The organism is Variovorax sp. P1_G12 (genome assembly GCF_056405555.1).
Genome location: NZ_JBFUBW010000002.1, coordinates 63,542 through 88,294, shown reverse-complemented (window position 1 = coordinate 88,294; position 24,753 = coordinate 63,542). Strand labels below are relative to the sequence as shown.

General features: G+C 70.8%; 25 protein-coding genes. 10 read left to right on the top strand and 15 right to left on the bottom strand.

Annotated features, from left to right (window positions below):
- Positions 1-263: 263 nt before the first annotated feature.
- On the top strand, positions 264-623 hold the full coding sequence (locus AC1D2O_RS02605; protein WP_478093006.1) for a hypothetical protein: 360 nt from the start codon (positions 264-266) through the stop codon (positions 621-623).
- On the opposite strand, the gene AC1D2O_RS02600 is transcribed toward AC1D2O_RS02605, so the two are convergent.
- Genes AC1D2O_RS02600 through AC1D2O_RS02585 form a run of 4 tightly spaced genes read right to left on the bottom strand, consistent with a single transcriptional unit; the run spans position 599 to position 5,853 of the window.
- Positions 599-1,654 (bottom strand): lipocalin-like domain-containing protein, encoded by a 1,056-nt coding sequence (locus tag AC1D2O_RS02600; protein WP_478093012.1) that lies wholly within the window; start codon positions 1,652-1,654, stop codon positions 599-601. The two genes, AC1D2O_RS02605 and AC1D2O_RS02600, sit on opposite strands and share 25 nt — an antisense overlap.
- An 11-nt stretch (positions 1,655-1,665) precedes the next feature.
- Positions 1,666-4,230, bottom strand: coding sequence for an ABC transporter permease (locus tag AC1D2O_RS02595; protein WP_478156116.1), 2,565 nt, complete (start codon positions 4,228-4,230; stop codon positions 1,666-1,668).
- A 28-nt stretch (positions 4,231-4,258) separates the two neighbouring features.
- Positions 4,259-5,500, bottom strand: coding sequence for an RNA polymerase sigma factor (locus tag AC1D2O_RS02590; protein ID WP_478094079.1), 1,242 nt, complete (start codon positions 5,498-5,500; stop codon positions 4,259-4,261).
- Positions 5,497-5,853 (bottom strand): YciI family protein, encoded by a 357-nt coding sequence (locus tag AC1D2O_RS02585; protein WP_442281501.1) that lies wholly within the window; start codon positions 5,851-5,853, stop codon positions 5,497-5,499. The genes AC1D2O_RS02590 and AC1D2O_RS02585 overlap by 4 nt, the downstream gene beginning before the upstream one ends.
- A 129-nt stretch (positions 5,854-5,982) precedes the next feature.
- On the opposite strand from AC1D2O_RS02585, the gene AC1D2O_RS02580 reads away from it, so the two are divergent.
- Positions 5,983-6,948 (top strand): threo-3-hydroxy-L-aspartate ammonia-lyase, encoded by a 966-nt coding sequence (locus tag AC1D2O_RS02580; protein WP_478156115.1) that lies wholly within the window; start codon positions 5,983-5,985, stop codon positions 6,946-6,948.
- Here AC1D2O_RS02580 and AC1D2O_RS02575 read toward each other — a convergent pair.
- From AC1D2O_RS02575 to mutL, 5 genes are all read right to left on the bottom strand, one after another.
- Complete coding sequence (locus AC1D2O_RS02575) at positions 6,945-7,601, bottom strand: ABC transporter ATP-binding protein (protein ID WP_478156113.1); 657 nt, start codon at positions 7,599-7,601, stop codon at positions 6,945-6,947. The two genes, AC1D2O_RS02580 and AC1D2O_RS02575, sit on opposite strands and share 4 nt — an antisense overlap.
- Positions 7,598-8,545, bottom strand: a complete 948-nt coding sequence (gene miaA / locus AC1D2O_RS02570; RefSeq protein WP_478089023.1) for a tRNA (adenosine(37)-N6)-dimethylallyltransferase MiaA — start codon at positions 8,543-8,545, stop codon at positions 7,598-7,600. Before miaA ends, AC1D2O_RS02575 begins: the two co-directional genes overlap by 4 nt.
- Entirely contained in the window at positions 8,535-9,779 is a 1,245-nt protein-coding gene (locus tag AC1D2O_RS02565; protein WP_478089022.1) for a multidrug effflux MFS transporter, read from the bottom strand. Before AC1D2O_RS02565 ends, miaA begins: the two co-directional genes overlap by 11 nt.
- A gap of 46 nt (positions 9,780-9,825) precedes the next feature.
- Entirely contained in the window at positions 9,826-10,788 is a 963-nt protein-coding gene (locus AC1D2O_RS02560; protein ID WP_478156111.1) for an alpha/beta hydrolase, read from the bottom strand.
- 235 nt (positions 10,789-11,023) lie between these two features.
- Positions 11,024-12,874, bottom strand: a complete 1,851-nt coding sequence (gene mutL / locus AC1D2O_RS02555; RefSeq protein ID WP_478089020.1) for a DNA mismatch repair endonuclease MutL — start codon at positions 12,872-12,874, stop codon at positions 11,024-11,026.
- Positions 12,875-12,923: 49 nt separating this feature from the next.
- Between mutL and AC1D2O_RS02550 the strand changes: the two genes are divergently transcribed.
- Positions 12,924-13,571 carry a DedA family protein gene (locus AC1D2O_RS02550; RefSeq protein ID WP_478089019.1) on the top strand — a complete coding sequence of 216 codons (648 nt, stop codon included), beginning with the start codon at positions 12,924-12,926 and terminating at the stop codon, positions 13,569-13,571.
- Between the two features lie 61 nt (positions 13,572-13,632).
- Here the strand turns inward: AC1D2O_RS02550 and AC1D2O_RS02545 are convergent, their stop codons facing one another.
- The 3 genes from AC1D2O_RS02545 to tsaE form a co-directional block, all read right to left on the bottom strand.
- The gene (locus tag AC1D2O_RS02545) at positions 13,633-13,929 is read right to left on the bottom strand and encodes a glycine zipper domain-containing protein (protein WP_478089018.1); all 297 of its coding nucleotides are present in this window, start codon (positions 13,927-13,929) and stop codon (positions 13,633-13,635) included.
- A gap of 110 nt (positions 13,930-14,039) precedes the next feature.
- A complete protein-coding gene (locus tag AC1D2O_RS02540) occupies positions 14,040-15,467 on the bottom strand; it encodes an N-acetylmuramoyl-L-alanine amidase (protein WP_478089017.1) in 1,428 nt (475 codons plus the stop codon).
- The gene (gene tsaE / locus AC1D2O_RS02535; RefSeq protein ID WP_478089016.1) at positions 15,464-15,961 is read right to left on the bottom strand and encodes a tRNA (adenosine(37)-N6)-threonylcarbamoyltransferase complex ATPase subunit type 1 TsaE; all 498 of its coding nucleotides are present in this window, start codon (positions 15,959-15,961) and stop codon (positions 15,464-15,466) included. Before tsaE ends, AC1D2O_RS02540 begins: the two co-directional genes overlap by 4 nt.
- On the opposite strand from tsaE, the gene queG reads away from it, so the two are divergent.
- Positions 15,947-17,017 (top strand): tRNA epoxyqueuosine(34) reductase QueG, encoded by a 1,071-nt coding sequence (gene queG, locus AC1D2O_RS02530; RefSeq protein ID WP_478089015.1) that lies wholly within the window; start codon positions 15,947-15,949, stop codon positions 17,015-17,017. The two genes, tsaE and queG, sit on opposite strands and share 15 nt — an antisense overlap.
- On the opposite strand, the gene AC1D2O_RS02525 is transcribed toward queG, so the two are convergent.
- Together AC1D2O_RS02525 and AC1D2O_RS02520 are read right to left on the bottom strand one after the other, a co-directional pair.
- Positions 17,004-17,435, bottom strand: coding sequence for a hypothetical protein (locus AC1D2O_RS02525; protein WP_478089014.1), 432 nt, complete (start codon positions 17,433-17,435; stop codon positions 17,004-17,006). The genes queG and AC1D2O_RS02525 overlap by 14 nt on opposite strands.
- A 43-nt stretch (positions 17,436-17,478) precedes the next feature.
- Positions 17,479-18,384 (bottom strand): AEC family transporter, encoded by a 906-nt coding sequence (locus AC1D2O_RS02520; protein WP_478089013.1) that lies wholly within the window; start codon positions 18,382-18,384, stop codon positions 17,479-17,481.
- 103 nt (positions 18,385-18,487) lie between these two features.
- On the opposite strand from AC1D2O_RS02520, the gene AC1D2O_RS02515 reads away from it, so the two are divergent.
- The 6 genes from AC1D2O_RS02515 (at position 18,488) to AC1D2O_RS02490 (ending at position 23,934) form a co-directional block, all read left to right on the top strand.
- Positions 18,488-19,462: a tripartite tricarboxylate transporter substrate binding protein BugE gene (locus AC1D2O_RS02515; RefSeq protein ID WP_478156109.1), complete on the top strand. Its 975-nt coding sequence runs from the start codon at positions 18,488-18,490 to the stop codon at positions 19,460-19,462.
- A gap of 152 nt (positions 19,463-19,614) precedes the next feature.
- Complete coding sequence (gene xerD / locus AC1D2O_RS02510) at positions 19,615-20,532, top strand: site-specific tyrosine recombinase XerD (protein ID WP_478089011.1); 918 nt, start codon at positions 19,615-19,617, stop codon at positions 20,530-20,532.
- Positions 20,533-20,622: 90 nt separating this feature from the next.
- Positions 20,623-21,597 carry a Bug family tripartite tricarboxylate transporter substrate binding protein gene (locus AC1D2O_RS02505; RefSeq protein ID WP_478089010.1) on the top strand — a complete coding sequence of 325 codons (975 nt, stop codon included), beginning with the start codon at positions 20,623-20,625 and terminating at the stop codon, positions 21,595-21,597.
- 50 nt (positions 21,598-21,647) lie between these two features.
- Complete coding sequence (locus AC1D2O_RS02500) at positions 21,648-22,211, top strand: TetR/AcrR family transcriptional regulator (RefSeq protein ID WP_478089009.1); 564 nt, start codon at positions 21,648-21,650, stop codon at positions 22,209-22,211.
- An 89-nt stretch (positions 22,212-22,300) separates the two neighbouring features.
- The gene (locus tag AC1D2O_RS02495; RefSeq protein WP_478089008.1) at positions 22,301-23,434 is read left to right on the top strand and encodes a thiolase family protein; all 1,134 of its coding nucleotides are present in this window, start codon (positions 22,301-22,303) and stop codon (positions 23,432-23,434) included.
- A gap of 32 nt (positions 23,435-23,466) precedes the next feature.
- On the top strand, positions 23,467-23,934 hold the full coding sequence (locus AC1D2O_RS02490) for a MaoC family dehydratase (RefSeq protein ID WP_478089007.1): 468 nt from the start codon (positions 23,467-23,469) through the stop codon (positions 23,932-23,934).
- 6 nt (positions 23,935-23,940) lie between these two features.
- Here the strand turns inward: AC1D2O_RS02490 and AC1D2O_RS02485 are convergent, their stop codons facing one another.
- Complete coding sequence (locus AC1D2O_RS02485; protein WP_478156108.1) at positions 23,941-24,744, bottom strand: ferritin-like domain-containing protein; 804 nt, start codon at positions 24,742-24,744, stop codon at positions 23,941-23,943.
- Positions 24,745-24,753 lie beyond the last annotated feature (9 nt).

Below are 24,753 nucleotides of genomic sequence, written 5' to 3'. Positions count from 1 at the left end.
CCGGATCATCGACGCTTCAGATTGCGGTTGCACGCGCACGTCCCGGCCCAGGCGGCCGGGGACTCGCATCCGTGGGCCCGCATGCCGCTGCGCCCGGCTGGCGCGCCGCGAGGTTTCGCATTCGCGATCGATCCTCCTGCACTTCCTTCGTCTTCGAGATCGACCATGAAATTTTTCCACCCGTTTTTCGTGACTCTCGTCATGGATGGCTCGGCCGGCGGCGCTTGCGCGTCTGAGGCCGGTGTGCTGTTGCGAGGTCACGCATGAAACCGACGGCATCGTCCGCACGATTCGTCGCTGCCGGGGGCCGGCTGGGGCGAATCCCTGAACTCCGCCAGCTCTTCGAGGCCGGACGCGACTATCTGCAGGGCAGGGCGTCCCTGTACCAACTGCACGCACGGGTGTGCCGTTGTCGACTGCTCGCCAAGGCGGCGGGCTCGGCGCCGGCCGTGCTCGCGCTGCTCGACGAATGGGCCGGCAGGGTCGAGCGGCGCTGGAGCGCGTGGGCGATCGAGGCCAGGGCCCAGGCCGAGGAGGAGTTCCGCGCCTGGCTGCGCGGGCAGCTGGTCTTCGACCGCGGCGCGGTCGATGCGCGCGCTCAGAGCTTCAGTGCCTGCGCGTAACCCGTGAGCTCGAGGTAGCCGCGGCCCACCGGCTGGCCGCCGGCGTCCAGCAACTCGCTCAGGCCTTCCCAATACACCGTGCCGGTCGAGCCCTGGCCGTCGAGCTCCTGGTCGTCGAGCAGGGCGCGCACCGTGAAGGCGCCGGCAGGCGTGTGGATGCGCCAGCGCGTCGGATAGGCGGCCCGCGTGCGGGGGCTGGTCCAGTGGGCCTCGGCCTCGAAGCGCAGCGCGTCCGGGCCGAACACCTGCAGCCGGCCATCGGCCGTGCGCAGCGAGCCGCCGTGCCACAGTGCTGAGCCGTCGCGACGGCGCAGCCTGAAGGCCGTCAGCGCGCCGCCATCGAAGAGGTTCATGCCGATCCAGTCCCAGCCGACGGCCTCGGGGTGCAGCAAGGCCTCGCTCCACTCGTGGTCGAGCCAGGCACGGCCCTGCACCTCGAAGCGCCGGCCTTGCAGGCTCAGGCTGCCCGAGACCGCGAGTTGCGGCTCGCTGTAGTAGTAGCTGGCCTGGTCGGGCTCGGGGCCCTTGCGCGAGAGGCCAGCACTGCCTTGCAGCAGCACCGGCTGGGTCGGGTCGAAGCGCAGGTCGAGCGCGAAGCCCGCGGCGGGCAGGCGGGCCGCGTAGCCCTGGCCGTCGCGCTTGAGCGACCAGTCGCGCAGCCGGACGTCGGTGTCGGCTTCGGAGGCGGATGCCACGCCGAAGCCTTCGCGCGCGATGCGCTGGTCGTGCCACAGCCGGCGTCCCTCGAGGTCGGTGATGGCGGCGTGCGCGAAGATCAGCTGCCGCGCCGCGAAGGCGGACTGGATCGACTGGGCGGCGTCGACGCGCGAGCGGAAGAAGGTGAGCTGGAAGCCGAACTCGCGCGTGCCGGCCTGCGCCTGGCCCGTGATGTACCACCACTCGGTGCGCAGCTCGGGGTGGCTGCCGAAGTCGCGCGGGAATTGCAGCACGCGCGGCGGCAGGGCCCAGGCCGCCGGGCCGGCGAGCGCCGACAGCAGCACGGTGCGGCGCGACAGGCCAGGGGACCGCATCGGCAGCCTTGTCACCAGTCCTCCTTGACCGCCATCACGGCGTCGTGGTCCGCGGCCGCGCGGCCGGCGAGCCAGGCCGTGACCGTGCCGGCCGCGACCACCGCGGCGCACAGCGCGGACAGCCGCGCCCAGGGCACCTGCAGGTCCATCGTCCAGTGGAAGCTCTGCGGGTTGACGACGTGCACCAGCACCACCGACACCGCGAGCCCGAGCGCCAGCCCGGCGACGGCGCCGATCGCAGTCCAGGCCGCGCCTTCGCCGGCGACGATCGCGAGCACCTGTGTGCGCGTGAAGCCCAGATGCGCGAGCAGGCCGAATTCCTTGCGCCGCGCCAGCACCTGGGCGCTGAAGCTGGCCGCGATGCCGAACAGGCCGATTGCGATTGCCACCGCCTGCAACCAGTAGGTGACCGCGAAGCTGCGGTCGAAGATGCGCAGCGAGGTGGCGCGGATCTGGGCCACCGAGGACATCTCGATCGGCTCGGCCGCGCCGAGCTCGCGCGCGGCCAGGGCCCGCACCGCCTCCTGCACCGCGCCCTCGGCCGCGCCGGGCGCGAGCCACAGCGCGACGTCGCTGACCCCGGCCTCGCCGGTCAGGCGCTCGAAGTCGCGGGCGTCGATCGTGACGGCGCCGAATTGCCGCACGTAGTCGCGCCAGATGCCGGCGACGAAGAACACCGGCGGCGAGGCACCGCGGCGCTCGCGCTGCGGACCCCAGGCGCGCGCGAGCGGCTCGAAGGCCGTGCCGGGCCGGGCCCCGTAGAGCTCGACCATCGCCTCGCTGACGTAGATCCCGACCTGTCCGGGCGGCACCGGCAGCGCGGCGCCGGTCAGCGGCAGCGAACGCCCGACGTCGTCGTCCAAGGTGCGCGCGATCAGCGTCACCGCGGGCCGCGACGGATCGATCAGCAGTGCGCGCGTGCGCAGCGTGCCGGTGCGCGCCACGCCGGGCAACTGCGCCAGGGCCTGCACGAAGGCCGGCGCGAAGAGGGCCTGCTCGCTGCCGGAGCCCGCGCCCGCGGCGTTGCGCAGGTACAGGTCGGCCGGTAGCACGATGTCGAGCCAGTGCGTGACCGAGTCGCGAAAGCTCGCGACCATCACGGTGAGCGCGACGGCGAGGCTGAGGCTCGCGACCACGCCGCTGACCGCCACCGCGGCGGTGCCGCGCATGCGCCGGGCGCGCTCGATCGCCAGCAGCGGCAGCAGGCGCTGCGCGGCCAGCGGCGCGAGCCGGTCATAGACCCCCGCGATCAGCCACGGCAGCGCGCCGATGCCGCCGACCAGCAGGAAGCCGACCGAGAGGTAGGCGGCGATCGGGATGCCGAAGACCGCCGGTGCCGTGGCCAGGGCGACGCCGGCGGCGATCAGCAGCAGCGCGATGCGATGCGCACCGCCGCCCGCCGGCGCGGCGCCCAGGCCCTTGAGCGTCTGCGCTTCGGGCAGGGCCTGCGCGGCGCACGCCGGCCACCAGCCGCCGACGCCGGCCGCGAGCACGCCGAGTGCGCCGTAGGTCCAGGCCGCGCCCCAGCTCCAGCGCAGGGTCGGCGCGACGCCGTCGAAGTAGCCGCCGCCGAGGTCGCCGCCCAGCAGCTTCAGCGCGAGCTGGGCGAGCGCGGCGCCCAGGGCGATGCCCGCGGCGCTGCCGATCAGCCCGAGCACCAGCGATTCGGTCAGCACCAGCCGCAGGCGCTCGCGCGGCGTGAGTCCGAGCACGCCGAGCAGCGCGAACTGCTGCGCACGCTTGGCGACGCTCAGCGCGAGCACCGAGAACACCAGGAAGGCGCCGGTGAACAGCGCCACCAGCGCCAGCACCGTGAGGTTCACGCGGTAGGCGCGCGAGAGGTTGCTGACGCGCTCGGCCGCATCGCCCGGTTCGGCGATCTGGATGCCGGTCGGCCAGTCCGGCGACTGTTGCAGCGCGCCGATGAAGGCCGTGTGGTCGGTGCCCGGCGCCAGCCGCAGGTCGATGCGCGTGAGCTGGCCGGCGCGGCCGAACAGGTCCTGCGCGGCGCCGATGTCCATCACCGCCAGCGCGGCACCGCCGGCCGCCACCTGGCCGGCGACCTGCAGCGATTGCCATTGCGTGCCGACACGCAACCGCAGCTGGGTGGCGTCGTCGCCGACGGCCTTGCGCGCGGCGGCATTGAGAAAGACCTGGCGCGGCGCGAAGAGCGAGAAACGGTCGCCGGCCTCGGCCGGGCGCGGCATCAGCGCCGGCGCGATGGTCGGCAGCGCGAGCGCGTCGATGCCGACGACCCGCAGCGGCAGCCGGCGCTCGCCGATCTGCGCGACGCTTTGCAGCTCGAGCACGGGGCTGGCCAGGGCGACCTCCGGCTGCCGGACCACCTGCGCGAAGACGGCCTCGTCGAAGGCGCCTTGCGCGGCGCGCAATTCGAGGTCGGGCTGGCCGTTGACCGAGCGCACCGCGCTCGAGAATTCGTCGAGCGCCGAGGCATTGATCAGCTGCACCGAGAAGGCCAGCGCGACGCCCAGCATCACGGCGACGACCGCGGCCGCGTTGCGCCACGGGTGGTGGCGCAGTTCCTGCCACGAGAAGCTGAACAACAGGGCCCTCATGCGGCCCATTCTGCGCGATGCGCGCGGGTCACAGGCGATCGGATGCGGCGGCCAGCCAGGCGCGGATCGCCGGGCTGGTGCTGAGGCCGGCCGCGCGGGCATAGGCCTGCCGTGCCGCGGCCACCTGGCAGCTGCGGCCCAGCAGGTGCGCGCGCGCCGCCCAGAAGGGCTGGTAGTTCGCGACCTCGGCCGGCGCGATGGCATCGAGCGCCCGCAGGCCGGCCGCCGGCGTTTCGGCTTCGGCCAGGGCGCAGGCCCGGCCGACCTGCGCGCCGGTGCCCGGGCGCAGCGCGATCAGGCCGTCATAGAGCGCCACCAGCGCATCGGCCGGCACCTGCGCACCGAGCCGTCGCGCGCAATGCGCCGACTGGATCGCGGCTTCGATCTGGTAGGCGCCGAGCGACTCGAGGCTGGCGGCGCTCTTCAGCGCCTGCTCGGCCTGTCCGCGCAGTTGCGGGTTCCAGCGCGCGACCTCCTGCGCGTCCAGCGGCACGTAGTCGCCTGCGGCGTTGCGCCTCGCGGCGGCGCGGCTTTCGCAGAACAGCATCAGCGCCAGCAGGCCCAGCGGCTCGGGTTCCCGCGGCAGCAGGCCGCAGAGGATGCGGCAGAGGTCGATCGCCTCGGCCGTGAGGCCGCGCTGCGAGGCGTCGGCGCCGTCGACCTCGTCCCAGCCGGTGCCGTAGGCCGCGTAGATGCCGTCGAGCACATCCTGCAGCCGCTGCGGCAGGTCGTTCGCGTGCGGGAACTCGAACGGAATGCCGGCGGCCCGGATGCGCGCCTTGGCCCGCACCAGGCGCTGGCCGAGCGTGGCCGGCGCGCTCAGGAAGGCACCAGCCATGCGGGCGGCGTCCAGCCCGAGCACGGTCTGCAGCATCAAGGGCGCGCGCGCCGCGGCATCGATGGCCGGATGGGCGCAGACGAAGAACAGGCGCAGCCGCTCGTCGGGCACTGCCTCGCCGCCGTCCGCGTCCTCCTCGAACTGGTCGGCCAGCAGCAGCAGGCTCTGCGCCGCCTCGTCCTGCACCCGGCTGTGGCGCCAGGCGTCGAGCGTGCGGTGGCGCGCCACCTGCAGCAGCCAGGCCTCCGGCTTCGCGGGCACGCCGTCGGCCGGCCAGCGCTCGAGCGCCCGCGCGAAGGCGTCGGCCAGCGCGTCCTCCGAGGCCGCGATGTCGCGCGTGCGCGCCGACAGGATGGCGACCAGCCGGCCATACGACTGGCGGGCCGCTCGCTCGGCCGCCGCGCGGGCCTCCCGGACGGCCAGGTCCGTCACATCGTGGGTGCGGTGAACACCGGCCGCACCTCGACGCCGCCGGTGCTGGCGCAGGGCGCGCGCGCGGCCCATTCGAGCGCGGTGTCGAGGTCGGGCACCTCGATCACGAAGTAGCCGCCGAGCTGCTCCTTGCTGTCGGCGAAGGGCCCGTCCTGCACCTGGCGCTTGTCGCCGCGCACCCGCAGCGTGGTGCCGGTCATCGGCGGTTGCAGGCCGTGGCCGCTGAGCGTGACACCCGACTGGCGGATCGCGCCCACATAGTCCATCCAGCCGGCCCGGTAGGCCTGGGCCGCTGCCTCGTCGCGCTGGTCGAACTCGGACTGGGGTTGGTAGAACATCAGCATGTATTGCATGGAAATCTCCACAAAGGAAAACACACGAGCAGGATCGCTCACTGCAATGACGGCGCACGGGCGGGCATTTCGACAGTGTGCGACAGGAATCGTGCATTTTTCGATGACCGCCGCGCTAAGCTCGTCGCCATGCAGACACTTCCGACCTACGACGACGTGATCGCCGCGGCCGCGCGGCTCGAAGGGCATGCGCACCGCACGCCGGTGCTGCGCTCGCGCACCGCCGACGCCCGCTGGGGCGCGCAGTTCTTCTTCAAGTGCGAGAACTTCCAGCGCATGGGCGCCTTTAAGTTCCGCGGCGCCTTCAATGCGCTGTCGAAGTTCGATGCCCGGCAGCGCCAGGCCGGTGCGATCGCCTTCTCCTCGGGCAACCATGCGCAGGCGGTCGCGCTGGCGGCGCGCATCCTCGGCATGCCGGCCGTGATCGTGATGCCCACCGATGCGCCGGCCGCCAAGCTTGCCGCCACGCGCGAGTACGGTGCCGAGGTGGTCCTCTACGACCGCTTCACCGAGGACCGCGAGGCGCTGACGCGGCGGCTGGCCGAGGAGCGCGGCATGACGCTGATCCCGCCCTACGACCATCCGGACGTGATCGCGGGCCAGGGCACGGCGGCAAAGGAACTGATCGAGGAGGTCGGCGCCCTCGATGCGCTCTACGTCTGCCTCGGCGGCGGCGGCCTGACCAGCGGCTCGGCGCTCGCGGCGCGCGCGCTGGCGCCGGACTGCAAGATCTACGGCGTCGAGCCCGAAGCCGGCAACGACGGCCAGCAGTCGCTGCGCGCCGGCCGCATCGTGCACATCGACACCCCGAAGACCATTGCCGACGGCGCGCAGACTCAGCACCTGGGCGAGTACACCTTCGGCATCATCCGGCGCGATGTGACCGACATCGCCACGGTCAGCGACGCCCAGCTGGTCGACGCCATGCGCTTCTTCGCCGAGCGGATGAAGATGGTGGTCGAGCCCACGGGCTGCCTTGCCTTCGCGGCGGCCTGCGCGGCGGGCGAGGCGATTCGCGGCCAGCGGGTGGGCGTCATCGTGAGCGGCGGCAACGTCGACCTGGCGCGCTTCGCCGCGCTGCTGTCCGCAGCCTAGGCCCGGATCCCTTCGGCGCTCAGGTGCAGCACGCGGTCGGCGCGCGCCGCCGCGGCCTCGGAGTGCGTGACCAGCACCAGCGAGGCGCCGTGCTCGCGGGTCTGCGCCAGCAGCACGTCCATCACGCGCACGGCGGTGGCGGGATCGAGGTTGCCGGTCGGCTCGTCGGCCAGCAGCAGCGCGGGCCGGTGCACCAGTGCACGGGCGATCGCCACGCGCTGGAGCTGCCCGCCGCTCAACTGCTGCGGCAGGCGTTCGCCGAGGCCGGCGAGGCCGACCGCATCGAGCATCCGGGCGACGCGCTCGGTGCTGCCCGGCCCCTGTTGCCCCAGCAGCATCAGCGGCAATGCGACGTTCTGCGCCACGTCCAGGTGCGGCAGCACATGGAAGGCCTGGAACACGAAGCCGACGTGCGCGCGCCGCCACAGGGCGCGCGCCTCGGCGTCGAGGGCGCCGATGTCGGTGCCGCCGTGCAGGACCGTGCCGGCATCCCAGTGGTCGAGGCCGGCCATGCAATTGAGCAAGGTCGATTTGCCGACACCGGATTCGCCCACGATCGCGACGAATTCGCCGGCCGCCACCTCGAGCGACACGTGCTCGAACACCGGCAGCTCGCCATAGTGCTTCCCCAGGTCCGTGATGCGCAGCGTCATGGGAGCTCGGCGACGAGCCGGACGACCTGCGCGACCGCGTCGGGGGCTTCCGCGGCGATCACGCGGCGCTGCGGCATGCTGCGCAGCCAGGTCATCTGGCGTTTCGCGAGCTGGCGGGTGGCGGCGATGCCGCGCTCGCGCAGCTCGGTGATCGGCCAGGCGCCATCCAGGGCTTCCCAGGTCTGGCGGTAGCCGACGCAGCGCATCGACGGCAGGTCCGCCGCCAGGTCGCCGCGCGCGCGCAGCGCCTGCACCTCGGCGATGAGGCCGGCCGAGAGCATCGCGTCGAAGCGCGCCGCGATGCGTTCGTTCAGCCAGGCGCGATCAGTGGGCTCCAGGGACAGCAAGGCGACCGCCGGCGTTCCCCGGCTCGCGCGGCCCGCGGCATGGAAGCTGGCCAGCGTCTGGCCGCTCGTGTGCCAGACCTCCAGCGCACGCTGGATGCGCTGGCTGTCGTTGGGTGCCAGCCGCGCCGCCGTGATCGCATCGACCTCGGCGAGGCGGGCGTGCATCGCCGGCCAGCCGAGCGCGGCGGCATCGACCTCGAGCTGCCGGCGCAGCGCGGGATCGGCCGCGGGCATCGCGTCGATGCCGTCGGCCAGCGCCTTGAAGTAGAGCATCGTGCCGCCCACCAGCAGCGGGAGCCTGCCGCGCGCCGCGATCTCGCCGATCAGGCGCCGGGCGTCCTCCACGAACGCGGCGGCGCTGTAGGCCTCGCGCGGATCGCGGATGTCGATCAGGTGGTGCGGCACTTCGGCGAGTTCCGCCGGGGTGGGCTTGGCGGTGCCGATGTCCATGCCGCGGTAGACCAGGGCCGAGTCGACGCTGACGATCTCGACCGGGCGTTCGCGGGCGATCGCCAGCGCCGCCGCGGTCTTGCCCGAGGCGGTGGGACCGGCGAGCGCCACGTAGCGCAATGCGTTCGACGTCGGATCAGCGGCCACGCGGCTCCCCGTACCTGCGCACCAGGATCCACGCGACGGCGGCGATGCAGACGCTCCAGAACCAGACGCCGAGCACCAGCGGCATCACGGTGCCGTCCATGTGCGCGCCGAGCCAGCCGCCGATGGCGAAGGCGGCCAGCATCATGATGAAGCCGTTGAGCGCCGAGGCGGCACCCGCCGCCTGCGGGAACGGGCCGACCGCGCCGGTCTGGCCGCAGGGCTGGTGGACGCCGTGCGCGATCATCACCAGGGTCTGCGGACCGACGATGGCCGCGACCGACACCACGCCCGCCAGCGCCAGCAGGCCCATCGATGTGCCGCCCGCGAGCGTCAGCCAGGCCGCCCGCGCGACGCTGCGGCGCACGCCGTGGCGCGCCAGCCAGCGCCGGCAGACGAAGGTGCCGGCGATGTAGGCCAGCGAGTTCCACAGCATCACGGCGCCATATTGCGTCTTGCTGAGCCCGAGCACCTGGATGAACACGAAGGACGACGCGGCCAGGAAAGTGAACAGCAGGCCGTAGGACGCGGTGGTCAGTGCGCTGAAGGCCAGGAAGACCGGGTTGCGCAGCACCGTCGCCCAGGTGGCGACCAGCGCCCCGGCGCGCAGCGCGTCGGGATTGCGGCGCGTCAGGGTCTCGTCGAAGCGCAGGGCGATCAGCGCCAGCGTGAGGGCGCCGAACACGGCCGGCGCCAGCAGCGCGACGCGCCAGCCGAACAGGTCCGACACCAGCCCTCCCAGGGGCACGCAGAGGCAGGCGATGATGCCCAGGCCGGTCAGGGCGCGGGACATCACGCGCGCGCCGTCGGCCGGCGGATAGAGGTCGCGCACGATCGCGCGCGCCGCCATCACCGCCGCGCCCATCGCGGCGCCCTGCAGGGCGCGCCAGACGATCAGGATCTCGATCGAGGGCGCCATGGCGCCGCCGATGCTGGCGGCCACGTAGCCGCCGAGGCCCCACAGCAGGACCGGCCGGCGGCCGAAGCGGTCGGACAACGGTCCGAGCACCAGCTGCGAGACGCCGAAGGCCAGCAGCAGGGCGCTCAGCGTGAGCTGCGCGTGCGACATGCGGGCGCCGAGTTCGGCGGTCAGCGTCGGCAGGGCGGGCAGATAGAGGTCGGTCGTGACCGGCTGGATGCCCAGCAGCAGGGCCAGCATGAGGACGACCGCGGCCGGCGACATGCTCGAGGCAGACGGCGTGATGCGGGAAATGGCCGGTGCGACAGGAGGCGGCATGCGCCCAAGGTTAACAAAGGCGCCGCCGCGGGTTGCCGCAGAGCGCTCAGATCGCCGGGGCGGACAGGCGATGGGGCCGCAAGGCGGTCGTCTCGGGAGGCGCCGGCAGCGGCAACGGCGCGGGCTTGGGGGCATCCGCGCCCCTGGCGGTTTCGAGCGGCGGCTCCTTCATGCGGAACAGCTGCGACAGGGCCGCCCGGTACTGCCCCTGGCCGATCGAATTCGCATTGTGGTGCGAGCCGCCCTCGACCAGCACGAACATCTTCGGCACGGTCGCGGCGTCGTAGAGCTTTCGGCCCAGGGTCGGATTGATCAGGCTGTCGGCCGCGCCATGCACCACCAGCAGCGGCGCGCCGATGTCCTTGACCTTGCTGATCGCCTCGAAGCGCTGGGTGATGAAGGGACCGAAAGGCAGCCAGCCCCACTTGAAGCTGCTCGCCACGTCGGCGATCGAGGTGAAGGTGCTCTCGACGATGGTGCCGCTCTCGTCGTTCACGCGCGACGCCAGGTCGATGCCGATTGCGCCGCCGAGCGAGTGGCCGAAGATGTAGCGCGCCTGCTTCGGGTGCCGGGCCGCGAGCCAGGCCCAGGCCGCGCGGGCGTCTTCGCGCGCCGAGTCTTCGGAAGGCAATCCCTTGGAACTCTTGCCGAAGCCGCGGTAGTCGATCGCCAGCACCGAAAAGCCCAGTTCGTGCATGCGGCGCATGCGGGGTGCCGAGCCGGCCACGTTGTAGCGCGCGCCGTGCAGGTAGAGCAGCACCGGCGTGTCTTCCGTTTCGGGGGCGCCGCCGAGCCACAGCCCGTGCAGGCGCGCGGGCTCGCCGGTCAGGGAGGACTGGAAATCGATCCAGACGTCGTCCATGCCCTGGCTCATGGCCTCCGAATTGCCCCAGCTGCGGTCGCTGGGCTGGAAGATCCACTCGCGCTGCTGCTCGTCGAGGGTCGAACAGCCCCCGGCCAGCAGGGCGACCAGGGCGGTGGCGGATGCGAACAGGGACCAGGATTTCATGGAAGGCTGAAAGACAGGCACAGGGCCGGAAAGTTCAACGACAGATTCCATGCAACGTCCATGCCGGGTTGGGCGATGACCCTGAAAACCCTTGGTACCCGGGGCGTGCGGCCGCGGTCGGATCGCGTGATCTGTAAGAAAACCGCAAGGTTTCTTTCACAATTTCACATGGATCGGCTGCGCTGAGGGTCCGTGGCAGTCGCCATGCCGCACGTCAAAGCAGGCAGGCCGAGGCTCAGCGCCCGCGCATGAAGAGCGCGTCGAGCTCCCGCACCGACAGCTGGCGCCAGGTCGGCCGGCCGTGATTGCACTGGTCCGAGCGCTCGGTGGCCTCCATCTGGCGCAGCAGGGCGTTCATCTCGTCGAGGGTCAGCTTGCGGTTGGCGCGCACGGCGCCGTGGCAGGCCATGGTGGACAGCAGTTCGTTCTGGGCCCGCTGCACCACGGTGCTGGCGTCATGGTGGGCCAGTTCGGCCAGCACGCTGCGCGCGAGTTCCACGGGGTCGCCGTCGGCCAGGGTTCCGGGCACCGCACGCACCGCCAGGGTGCGCGGCGAGAACGGCGTGATCTCGAGGCCGAGCGCGGGCAGCACGGCGGCGCAGGCTTCGGCGGTGGCCACTTCCTGCGGCGTGGCAGCGAAGGTGGCCGGGATCAGCAGCGGCTGGCTGCTGATGGCGGCACCGTCGAGCTGGGTCTTCAGGCGCTCGTAGACGATCCGCTCGTGCGCGGCATGCATGTCGACGATGACCAGGCCCTGGCTGTTCTCGGCCAGGATGTAGATGCCCTGCAACTGGGCCAGCGCGCGGCCCAGGGGCCAGGCTTGGGCTTCGATCGCGGCGCCCGGACCTGTGCCGGGCGGCACGGCGGCGAAAGCCGGCGCAGCCTCCGAGGCGAAGGGCGGCGCCGGGCGCTCCAGCGAAGTCTCGCGGGGCGCGGCCGGCCACATGGCGGCCGCGTCGCCGAGCCCGCGTTCGCCCGCGAAGTGCATCGCCGGCTGGGTCCAGGCGGCCGAGGCGGGCGCCAGTCGGGGCTTGAAGAAGGGTTCTGCCGGGGCCGCCATCGCCTCGCCGGCCCGCGGGGCGGCCAGCGCGTCCTCGATCGCGTGGCGCACCGCCTGGTGCACCTCGCGGCCGTCGCGGAAGCGCACCTCGATCTTGGTCGGGTGCACGTTGACGTCGACCCGGGCCGGATCGATCTCGAGGTACAGCGCATAGACCGGTTGGCGCTGGCCGTGCAGCACGTCCTCGTAGGCGCTGCGCACCGCGTGGGCCAGCACCTTGTCGCGCACGAAGCGGCCATTGACATAGAAGAACTGCTGGTCGGCGCGCGAGCGCGCCGCATCGGGAATGCCGGCGCGGCCGGTGACGCGCACCGGGCCGGCGCTGCGATCGACCGCCACGCTGTGGGCCACGAAGTCGTCGCCGAGCGTGTCGGCCAGGCGCTGGTCGCGCGAGTCGGCGGCACGCCATTGCTCGACCAGGCGGCCCTCGTGCCAGATCGAAAAGCCGACCTCGGGACGCGCCAGCGCATGGCGCCGCACGGCCTCGATGCAGTGTGCGAGCTCGGTGGCGTCGGTCTTGAGGAATTTGCGCCGGGCCGGGGTGGCGAAGAACAGCTCGCGAACCTCGACCGTGGTGCCGGTGGCGCGCGCCACCGGCCGCAGTTCGCCGGTACGGCCGTCGAGCGCGAAGGCGCTGTCGGCACCCGCGAAGCGCGACAGCACGCTGAGCTCGGCGATCGCGTTGATGGCGGCCAGCGCCTCGCCGCGAAAGCCCATCGTGCCCACGGTCTCGAGGTCGCCCAGGCTGGCGATCTTGCTGGTGGCGTGCCGGCGCAGGGCCAGCGGGAGTTCCTCGCGCGGCAGGCCGAGGCCGTCGTCCTCGACCGAAATCAGCCGCACGCCGCCGGCCGAGAGCCGCACCGTGATCTGCCTGGCGCCGGCGTCGAGCGCGTTGTCGAGCAGTTCGCGCACCACCGAGGCGGGCCGCTCGACCACTTCGCCGGCCGCGATCTGGCTGATCAGTTCGTCGGGAAGTTCGCGGATCGGCCGGCGCGCGGCGGCGGTGGAAGAAGGAAGGGCGCTCACGGGGACATTCTAGAAGGGCGCCCTCGCGCGCACCGGGATAATGCGCGCCATGGAATTCATCAGCTTTCTCATCGACTTCATCCTGCATGTCGACAAACACCTCGAGGCCTTCGTCATCGCCTACGGGCCCTGGGTCTACGCCCTGCTGTTCCTGATCGTGTTCGTCGAGACCGGGCTGGTGGTGATGCCCTTCCTGCCCGGCGATTCGCTGCTGTTCATCGTCGGCGCGCTGTGCGGCGCGGGCCTGATGAGCTTCGGGCTGGCGGTGCCGATCCTGCTGGCGGCCGCGATCCTGGGCGACCAGTGCAATTTCAGCATCGGGCGCTATTTCGGGCCGAAGGTGTTCCAGTGGGAGAACTCGCGCCTCTTCAACCGCAAGGCCTTCGACCAGGCGCATGCCTTCTATGAGCGCTTCGGCGGCGTCACGATCATCGCGGCGCGCTTCCTGCCCTTCATTCGCACCTTTGCCCCCTTCGTGGCGGGCGTGGCCGACATGACGCGCGGCAAGTTCACGCTGTTCAATGTGGTGGGTGCGCTGCTGTGGGTGCTGGGCCTGTGCACGGTCGGCTACTTCTTCGGCAACCTGCCGATCGTCAAGGACAACCTCGAGAAGGTCATCTGGGCGCTGATCCTGGTGCCCGGGCTGATCGCGCTGTTCGGCGCCTGGCGCGCCCGCGGCGCGTCGGCGGCCCGCTGAGGCCGCGGCCAAAAAAAAGCGCACCCGCGGGTGCGCTGACACGAATCCTGCCTGGGCTCGCTCAATAGTTCGGGCCGTTGTTCGGGTAGTAGCCGTTCGGGGCGTAGTAGTTGTTCTGGGGGTAGTAGCGCCGCTGGTTTCGTTCGTCGACGCTGCGGCCCACCTGGTTGCCGATCAGCCCGCCGACCGCGGCGCCACCCACCGTGGAGGCCGTGTTGCCGCCGATCGCATGGCCGATCACCGCGCCGCCGACGGCACCGCCTGCGGTGCCGAGCTGCTGATTCGGGCCGCCCGCGCAGCCGGCCAGGGCGGTGATGCCCGCGGCGGCGGCCGCCGCGATCCAGAGTCTTGTCTTCATATCGTCCACCTTTCAGTGATTGGTGGATTCATTGTTCGAAAAAGCGCGGCGCCGCATGTAGGAGCGAGCCTCGGCGCATTGACCGAATGCGCTGCAATTCCTGTACGGAACTACAGCTGCCGGCTGCGCGCCAGCGGCGGATTCTGCGCGAAGTAGCTCTGGATGCCTCGCATCAGCGCATCCGCCAGGTCTTCCTGATAGGCCGTGCTGCGCAGCTTGGCCTCTTCCTCGGGATTGCTGATGAAGGCGGTCTCGACCAGCACGCTGGGGATGTCGGGTGCCTTGAGCACCGCGAAGCCGGCCTGCTCGACCTTCGGCTTGTGCAGCCGCGCGCCGATGCCGCGGATCTCGCCGAGCATCGCGCCGCCGAGCTTGAGGCTGTCGTTGATCTGCGCCGTGGTGCTCATGTCGAGCAGCGCGCGCTGCACCTGCACCTCGTGGTTGCCCACGTTGACGCCGCCGACCTTGTCGGCCTGGTTCTCCTTGTTGGCGAGCCAGCGCGCGGCGCTGCTCGAGGCGCCGCCCTGGCTCAGCGCGAAGACGCTGGCGCCGCGGGCCTCGGGGGTGGTGAAGGCATCGGCATGGATGCTGACGAACAGGTCGGCCTGCACCCGCCGCGCCTTCTGCACGCGCACGCCCAGCGGCACGAAGAAGTCGGCGTCGCGTGTCAGGTAGGCGCGCATCGGGTTGCCGTTGACGCTGCTCGCATTGATGCGGGTGCGCAGGCGGTGCGCGATCTGCAGCACGATGTCCTTCTCGCGGGTGCCGTTGGAGCCGATCGCGCCCGGGTCTTCGCCGCCGTGGCCCGGATCGAGCGCGACGATGATGATGCGGTCGGTCTGGTTCGCGGTGGCGCCGCGGTTGGCCGTCGCGGGAGGCGGCGGCGGAGCGCTGGCCACCGGTGGCATCGGCATCGGCAGCGGTCCGACCGGGGCCGACGGGCGGTTGGCCTGCGTGACCGACACGGACGGCGCCGACCGCGCCGACTGCTGCGCCATCAGGTCGCCGAGGGGGTCGACGGCGGGCTCGGGCGCCGCCGCGGTGTCGCGGCCCGGCGCCTTGGGCGCGTCGCGCATCCGTTCGGCGATCAGCGCCTCGAGCGGATCGATGGCCTGCTGCGGATAGAGGTCCAGCACCAGCCGGTCGCGGTAGGCCGCCACCGGCGCCAGCGAGAACACCTGCGGCGCCACGGCCTGCTTGAGGTCGAACACGATGCGCACCACGCCCGGCGCGAACTGGCCGACGCGCAGGCCGTTGATGAACGGATCGTCGGGCTTGATCTTTCCGACCAGCTCGCGCAGCGCCGGGTTGAGCTCGATCCCGTTGATGTCGACCGCCAGCCGCGGCGGGCTGCCCACCACCAGTTGCTGCGAGCTGAGCCGGCCATCGGACTCGATGGTGACACGCGTGTAGTCGGCCGCAGGCCAGACCCGCACCGCCATGATGGTGGCGCCACGGGCGATCTCGTGCAGGCCCAGCAGCAGCGCGATGCTGCCGCCCTGCAGCAGCACGCGCCTTTTCAGTCCTCTGGCCTTCATGCGGCGTCGGCAAGCAGGCGCGTGCCTCGCTCGGTATGGGCGCGCAGCGTCACGGTGCGGGTGTCGTCGGTCATTGCTTCGATTTTAATAGCGAGGTCCGCAAGCGGAATGCGCCCCGCCGCGTTCTCGGGCCATTCGGCCAACTTGACCCCCGGACCCGCGAAGATGTCACGGAAGCCGGCGTCCTCCCATTCGCGCGGGTCGCTGAAGCGGTAGAAGTCGAAATGGAAGATCGCCAGCCCGTCGGGCGCCTCGTGCGGCTCCACCACCGCGTAGGTCGGGCTCTTGATGCGCCCGGCGATGCCGAGCGCGCGCAGCAGGTGGCGCACGAAGGTGGTCTTGCCGGCGCCCAGGTCGCCCTGCAGCGAGATGAAGGCATCGCGCAGGGCGGGCGAGCGCGCCAGCGCCTGCGCCAGGACGCCAGTGTCGTCTTCGGTTCGCCAGACCTGGGTGGCGCTGTGCGTTTCTACAATCGGAAGGTGATCGGCAGCCATCAACTCGTCAACAGGATTCAGGCCTTGGCCCGGGAGCTCGGATTCTCCCAAATCGGCGTCGCGGGCGTCGACCTGTCGAGCGCAGAGGCCGGATTGATGCAATGGCTGGCCGAAGGCTTCCATGGCGAGATGCACTACATGGCCGCGCACGGCACCCGTCGCGCGAGGCCGGCCGAGCTGGTGCCGGGCACGGTGTCGGTGATCACCGCGCGCATGGACTACCTGCCGCGCGCCACGCCGGACGACTGGCAGGCCGTGGAGTTCGCGCGGCTCGAGCGGCCCGGCGAAGGCATCGTCTCGCTCTATGCCCGCGGCCGCGACTACCACAAGGTGCTGCGCTCGCGGCTGGCCAGGCTGGCCGAACGCATCGCCGCCGAGGTCGGTCCTTTCGGCCACCGCGCCTTCACCGATTCGGCGCCGGTGCTCGAAGCCGAGCTGGCCTCGCGCAGCGGGCAGGGCTGGCGCGGCAAGCACACGCTGGTGCTCGATCGCGAGGCCGGCTCGATGTTCTTTCTCGGCGAGATCTATGTCGACATGGCGCTGCCTCCCAGCGAGCCGGTCACGCCGCACTGCGGCAGCTGCAGCGCCTGCATCGACATCTGCCCGACGCGCGCGATCATCGCGCCGCATCGGCTGGACGCGCGGCGCTGCATCTCCTACCTGACGATCGAGCATGCCGGAGCGATCCCGCTCGAGCTGCGCCCCCTGATCGGCAACCGCATCTACGGCTGCGACGACTGCCAGCTCGTCTGCCCATGGAACAAGTTCGCCAAGAAGAGCGCGCTGCCCGACTTCGATGCCCGCGACGGGCTCACCGGCCGCCAGCTCGGCGAGCTGTTCGCCTGGAGCGAGGAGGACTTCCTGCGCTTCACCGAAGGCAGCCCGATCCGCCGCATCGGGCATGAGCGCTGGCTGCGCAATGTGGCGGTGGCGCTGGGCAATGCGCTGCGTGCCGGGGAGCCGGGTGCGCGCGAGGCGCTGGCCACTCGCCGCGCCGACCCGAGCGCGCTGGTGCGCGAGCATGTCGAGTGGGCGCTGGCGTTCAGTGCCGGATGATGGCCGAGATGTACGCCGTGCCGGTGTCGAGCGAGCGCATCGAACTGAGGCGCATCGAGGCGTACTTCAGAGCCGGGTTGTTGATCAGCTTGCCGACGAAGTGGCCGTTGAAGCGCGTATCCCGGCAGCCGGTCGCCACCAGGTCGATCGAGGCGTTGGCCGGCGTGATGTAGTCCATGCTCGACCCGGCCAGCGTGCAGTCCGCCTCGGGCACCGCGCCGTACACCGAGCCATCGAGCTCGATCTGCAAGCTGCCCGCGAACACCGCCGGCGGGCCCTCGGCGCCCGTGTCCGGCTGGGCGACGTAGAACAGGAAGGGGCCGCTCCAGGTCCCTTGGTAGTGGGTGTATTCCTGCGCCTGCGCTATCGCCGTCCATGTCGAAGCGACGGCGACGGCAGCCAGAAGTGGGTAGCGCATCGCCGCATGGTAGCGGGTCGAGGCCCGGGCCTGTTCACAGGCCCTAGCGAATGAGCGCCAGCGCAAAAGGCAGGCTGGCCACGCCGAACAGCGTCGACAGTGTCACCAGCCCCGCGACGTAGGGGCCGTTGTAGCCCATGCGCGTCGCCAGCACATAGGCGCTCGACGCGGTCGGAACAGCCGCGAAGGTCAGCAGCACCGCGGCCTGGGCCGGATGCAGCTGCAGCACCACGGCGAGCCCCCAGCCGATGAGCGGCAGCAGCAGGTGGCGGATCGTGAGCACCGACACCGCCAGTACCTTGCCGCGCGCAATGGTGGCGAACTGCATGCCGGCGCCTGCCGCCATCAGCCCCAGCGCCAGCGAGGCCGCGCCGATGCGCGTGAGCGTCGGCTCGATCCAGCCCGGTACGCCCAGGCCGAGCAGGTTGGCGGCGAGCCCGCTCAGCGTCGCGATGATCAGCGGGTTGCGAAGCAGCTGGCGCGCCAGCCCGGTCTGCGCATGCCGCGCCATCGGCCAGACCGCCGCGATGTTGAACATCGGCACGCAGACCCCGATCAGCACCGCGATCATCAGGAGTCCCTCGGGGCCTGCGATCCGGTCGGCCAGCGCCAGGCAGATGAAGGAATTGAAGCGAAACGCGATCTGCGCGCTGGCTGCGTGGTCGCGGCGGTCGATGTGCTCCCCGATGCCCGGCAGGAAGGGCAGGGCATAGGCCAGCGCGATGCCGCTGAGGCCGACGCCGACCCCGGCGGTCAGCAGGTTCGAGGTGGCTCCGAAGTCGAGCGGACTGCGCACGATCGAGTGGAACAGCAGCACCGGAAAAAGAAAGTAGTACACCAGGCTCTCGACCTGATCCCAGACGCGGCGGTCGAGGGGCGTGTAGCGGCACAGCAGCCAGCCGCAGGCGATGAGGGAGAAATCGGGGAAGAGGAGCTGGGCATAGTTCACCGCTTCGAGGATATCCGCCCCGGCCGTGGGTTATCCACGTGGTGCCGGCCGGGGCCACCCGTTAGCATCCGCACTTTCGTTTCTTGGCCCGAGGAGGCTATCAATGCAACGTCGTCAATGGAGTGCAGTCGTCGGTGCGGCCGCGCTGTTCGCGGTCGCTGGTTCGAGCTGGGCGCAGGGCTACCCGAACAAGCCGATCGAACTCCAGGTGCCTTTCGCACCCGGTGGCACCACGGACATCGTGGCGCGCGTCATTTCGGAGCCGCTGGGCAAGGCGCTCGGACAGAACGTGATCGTGATCAACAAGGCCGGCGGCGGCGGCATCGTGGGGGCCGCCGAAACCGCGCGCGCCGCGCCCGACGGCTACAAGCTCGGCGTCGCGACGGTGTCGAGCACGGCCGCCAATCCGGCCATCAACCCGAAGGTGCCCTACGACCCGATCAACGACTTCACGCCGATCGTGAACATCGCGGCGACGCCGAACATCATCGCGGTGCACCCGAGCTTTCCGGCCAAGAACTATGCCGAGTTCGTGGCCGAACTCAAGAAGAACCCGGGCAAGTATTCGTACGCCTCGTCGGGCACGGGCGGCATCGGCCATCTGTTGATGGAGCTGTACAAGAACCTGACCAACACCTTCGTGACCCACATTCCGTACCGCGGCGCCGGACCGGCGCTCAACGACGTGGTGGCCGGGCAGGTGGCGATCATTTTTGACAACATCCCATCGGCGCTGCCCTTCATCCAGACCGGCAAGCTGGTGCCGATCGTGGTGTCCGCGCCGCAGCGCCTGGCCGCGCTGCCGAATGTGCCGACCTTCAAGGAAGTCGGCCTGGAGCCGGTCAACCGCATGGCCTACTACGGCATCCTGGGGCCCAAGGGCCTGCCGAAGGAAGTGGTCGACAAGGTCAACGCCGGCGTCAAGAAGTCGGTCGAGGACCCGGCGGTGCGCAAGCGCATCGAGGACACCGGCTCGCTGATCGTGGCCAACACGCCCGAGCAGTTCGCGGCCCAGATCAAGGCCGAGTACGAGATCTACAAGCAGGTGGTCGCGAAGCAGAAACTCTCGCTGGATTGAATTGGCTCGCCCCCAGGTTGGCTCACTTCGTGTAGCCGCCCACCCCCTACCGGGGGCAACACCAGCGGACTGGCAAAGCCAGATCCGCGGTGTTTCACCAACGGGCCTGGCTGCGCCGGCCTTTTTGCTGCCTTTTTGTTATCTTGCGGCGCATGACAACTGACGCCGCCGAGACGCTTTCCGATACGCCCGAGATCGACGACTTCGTCGATGCGCTGTGGCTCGAGGACGGCCTGTCGAAGAACACGCTCGCGGCCTACCGCCGCGATCTCGCGCTGTTCGCCCAATGGCTGCGCGTCCAGCGCGGCAAGCCGCTCGACGCCGCGCTGGAAAGCGACCTGCAGGCCTACATGGGCGCGCGCCTGTCCGACAAGGGCAAGGCGACCTCGGCCAATCGCCGGCTCACCGTGTTCAAGCGCTACTACCGCTGGGCCTTGCGCGAGCACCGCATCGCCGCCGACCCGAGCCTCAGGCTGGCGCCGGCCCGGCAGATGCCGCGCGCGATCAAGACCTTGTCGGAGAAGCAGGTCGACGACCTGCTGGCGGCGCCTGACGTCGACACGCCGCTGGGGCTGCGCGATCGTGCGATGCTCGAGCTGATGTATGCCAGCGGGCTGCGGGTCAGCGAGCTGGTCGCGCTCAAGGTGTTCGAGCTGAGCCTCAACGACGGCGTCATCCGCGTGCTGGGCAAGGGCAGCAAGGAGCGGCTGGTTCCCTTCGGCGGCGAGGCACGGCGCTGGATCGAGCGTTATCTGCTCGATGCGCGGCCCTTGATCCTCGATGGCCAGCAGACGCCGGACCTGTTCGTCACCGCGCGCGGGGCGGGCATGACGCGCGTGATGTTCTGGATCATCGTCAAGAAGAACGCGCTGGCCGCCGGCATCCACGTGCCGCTGTCGCCCCACACGCTGCGCCATGCCTTCGCCACCCACCTGCTCAACCATGGCGCCGACCTGCGTGCGGTGCAGCTGCTGCTGGGCCACGCCGACATCTCGACCACCACGATCTACACGCACGTGGCGCGCGAGCGCTTGAAGCAGATGCACGCGAAGCATCATCCCCGGGGGTAGGGTGGCTCGCCCCCAGGTTGGGCTCACTGCGTGTAGCCCGCCCAGCCGGCAGAATGCCGGCATTGACCATTCATCGCAGGAGTCGCATCGATGCCCTTGACCGTCCGTCCCCGTGCCCTGGCCGCCGCGCTCGGCCTTGTTGTCTTCAGCGCCGTCGCATCGGCGCAGGCGGTGCCCAAGACCATCCGGCTGGTGGTTGCCTATCCCTCGGGCGGCGTCAGCGACGTGGTGGCGCGGGCGCTGGCCGACAAGCTGGCCGCGCAGCTCGGCAGTACGCTGGTGGTCGAGAACAGGGCTGGCGCCAGCGGCACGATCGGCGTGGATGCGGTCGCCAAGGCGGCGCCCGACGGCGCCACCCTGGGCTTCTCGGCCATCAGTCCGCTGGTGCTGAACCCGCACCTGGGCCGCTCGCCCTTCGATCCGATCAAGGACATCGCGCCGGTGGCGAGCGTCATGTACTCGCCGGTGCTGCTGATGGCGACACCGGCGACCGGCATGCGCGACCTGCGCAGCCTGCTCGAAGACGCCCGGGCGCGCCCCGGCGCGGTGCGCTGGGCCACGTCCGGCCAGGCCTCGCTCGGCCACATCGTGCTGGAGCAACTGCGCGCGGCGGCCAAGGTCGACATCACGCACATTCCGTACAAGGGCGGCGCCCAGCAGCTCAGCGATGCGATCGGCGGCCAGTTCGAGATCCTGTCGACCAACGCGGGGCCGGCCGTCTCGGCGCAGATCCAGGCCGGCAAGCTGCGGCCGCTCGCGGTCGGCGCGCCGGCGCGGCTGGAGAACCTGCCGAAGGTCGCCACGCTGGCCGAACTGGGTTACCCCGGGGCCAACCTGTCCTCGCAGTTCGGCGTCTTCGCGCCCGCGGGCACGCCGGCCATCCTGATCGAGAAGTACAACGTGGAGATCAACAAGGCGCTGGCCAGCCCCGACCTGCGCGCCAAGCTGCTGGCGACCGACAACGTCCCCACCGGCGGCCGCGCAGAAGCCTTCGCCAACGAGATCGCGACGGAATACGAGAACAACGCCCGGATCGTGAAAGCCGCGGGCATACGGGCTGATTGAACAGGCCCGCGTGGCTTGACCATCCGGTTTACCTACCTTATAGTAGGTAGATGATTGCTGCAAACACCTTGGCTGGCGCCACCACGCGCGAGCAGATCCTGGGCGTGGCGCGGGAGCTGATCCAGACCCGCTCCTACCTCGGCTTCAGTTTCCAGGACGTGGCGGACCGGGTCGGCATCCGCAAGGCGAGCCTGTACCACCACTTCGCGACCAAGGAGGCGCTCGGCGTCGAGGTGCTGCGCGCGGCGGCGCAGGCGTTCAAGGACTGGACCGCCAAGCCGCGCAGCACGCCGCAAGCCTCGCTCGATGCCTACTTCCGGATGTACCGCAACGGCCTGCATGCGGGCGAGGGCGTCTGCCCTGCGGGTGCGTTGGCACCGGGCTGGGACTGCATCGACGAGGAACTCAGGCGGGCCGTGCGCGATTTGCGCAACGCGCAGATCCTCTGGCTGACCGGCGTGCTCGGGGCCTTGTCGCCGGGCGGCAAGGTCGGCGCTTCCGCCAGCTATGTGTTCGCCGCCTGCCAGGGCGCCCTGCTGTCGGCGCGCATGACCGGGCAGGTCGAGGATTTCGACGAGGCCATCGACCAATTGAAGCATTCGCTTGCGAGCTGAGCGACGGAAGTTCCCAGGGCACGCCTCGGCGCGCCCTATTTTTGGCAAGAAAAACTACCGATTGGTTGGTAGTCAACCGGAGTAAAACCATGAAAGCCGTCATCGCGGGCTATGTTCGTTCCCCGTTCCATTTTGCGAAGAAGGGCGCACTGGCCGGTATCCGGCCCGACACGCTGGCCGCGCAGGTGGTCGGCGGCCTGCTGCGGCGCACCGATCTCGATCCCGCGCTGATCGAGGACGTGATCCTCGGCTGCGCCTACCCCGAGGCGGCCCAGGGCAACAACCTGGCGCGCATCGTCGGCCTGCTGGCCGGGCTGCCGCACGAGGTCGGCGGCATGACGGTCAACCGCTTCTGCGGCTCGTCGATGCAGGCGATCCACATCGCGGCCGCGCAGATCGAAGCCGGCATGGGCGAGGCCTTCCTCTGCGTCGGCGTGGAGTCGATGACGATGGTGCCGCAGGGCGGCTTCAACTTTTCGCCCAACCCCGAATTGCTGGCCGGCACCGACGCCTACATCTCGATGGGCGAGACCGCCGAGAACGTCGCCGAACGCTGGAAGGTCAGCCGAAGCGATCAGGAGGCGCTGGCGGTGCAGTCGCACCGCAAGGCCGCCGAAGCGCGCGAGCAGGGTCGGCTGGCCGACGAGATCGTCGCCATCGCGCTGCCCGGCGGCGACAGCGTCACGGCCGATGGCTGCATCCGCCCGGCGACCTCGGCTGAAGCGCTGGCCGCGTTGCGGCCCGCGTTCCGCCCCGAAGGCGTCGTGACCGCGGGCACCTCCTCGCCGCTGACGGACGGCGCCGCCGTGGTGCTGGTCACGAGCGACGCCTTTGGCGCCCGCCACGGGCTGCAGGCACTGGCACGGATCAAGTCCTTCGCCTCGGTGGGTGTCGACCCGGCCGTGATGGGCATCGGGCCGATCCCGGCCACGCGCAAGGCGCTGGCGCGTGCCGGCCTCACGGCGGCCGACCTCGACGTGGTCGAGATCAACGAGGCCTTCTCGTCGCAGGCGCTGGCCTGCATCCGCGAACTGGGGCTCGATCCGGACAAGGTCAACCTCGACGGCGGCGGCCTCGCGATCGGCCACCCGCTGGGCGCCACCGGCGCGCGCATCACCGGCAAGGCGGCTTCGCTGCTGGTGCGCGAGAACGGGCGCTATGCGCTGGCCACGCAATGCATCGGTGGCGGGCAGGGCATTGCAACGATCCTCGAGCGCGTCTGACAATGACCCACCCAACGACAGTGGAAGTCCCCATGCCCGAATCCAGCGCCTCGACACCCAGGCTGTACCTCGAAGACCTTGCGCCCGGCGATCGCTTCACGAGCGGCGAGCATGCGCTCGATGCCGCGCAGATCATCGACTTCGCCACCCGCTTCGATCCCCAGCCCTTCCATCTCGACCCGGAGGCGGCGCAGCGCACCTTCTTCCAGGGCCTTGCGGCCAGCGGCTGGCACACGGCGGCGATCACGATGAAGCTGCTGGTCGAAAGCGGCATTCCGCTGGCCGACGGCATCATCGGCTCGGGCGGCGAACTCAGCTGGCCCAAGCCGACCCGGCCGGGCGACGTGCTGCACGTCGAGAGCGAGGTGGTCGAGGTGGTTCCCTCGCGTTCGCGACCCGAGCGCGGCATGGTGCAGATGCGCTGCGAAACGCTGAACCAGCACGGCGACGTGCTGCAGCGCTTCTCGCCGAAGCTGGTGGTGTCGAAGCGGCCTTCGTAGCCGCGCTCAGCCCTGCTGCAGGCCCAGCAGTTCCTCGTCGGTGAAGCCGGCCAGGGCCCGGGCTTCGAGGTTGAACGGCGCCCGCAGACGCGGCGCCTCGTGCCGCCGGTAGAGCAGGCGGTAGTGGGCGATCGGCTCGAACCCGTCGCGCTCGCACAGCCAGCGGTACCAGTGGTTGCCGATCGCCACATGGCCGACCTCGTCGCGCAGGATGATGTCGAGGATGGCGCAGGCCGCCAGCGCATCGGGGGTGCCGACCCGGCGCAGCTTGGCCTGGATCAGCGGCGTCGCGTCCAGGCCGCGCGCTTCCAGCGTGCGCGGCACCAGCGCCATGCGGGCGAGCACGTCGTCCCGGGTCTTCTCGCACATGGACCAGAGGCCGTCGTGGCCGCTGAAGTCGCCGTAGGCATGACCCATGGTGCGCAGCTGCGTGTGCAGCAGCGTGAAATGCTGCGCCTCCTCGTCGGCCACGCGCAGCCAGTCGCGGTAGTAGGCCTCGGGCATGCCGTCGTAGCGCCAGGCGGCATCGAGCGCCAGGTTGATCGCGTTGAATTCGATGTGGCAGATCGAATGGATCAGCGCGGCGCGGCCTTCGGGCGTGAAGGGCGAGCGCTTCTCGACCGCGGTCGCCGACACGCGCAGCGGGCGTTCGGGGCGGCCCGGGACGCCGGCATCGTCGCCGGCGACGCGCAGCGGCAGGCTGTCGATCGACCCCGGCCCGAGGCCGGCGACCAGGGTCCGGGTCGCGGCCACCTTGAGGTCGGGGTCGGTGAGGCGCAGCGCGGCCAGGGCGCCAAGGCGGGGATGCATCCCTACAAT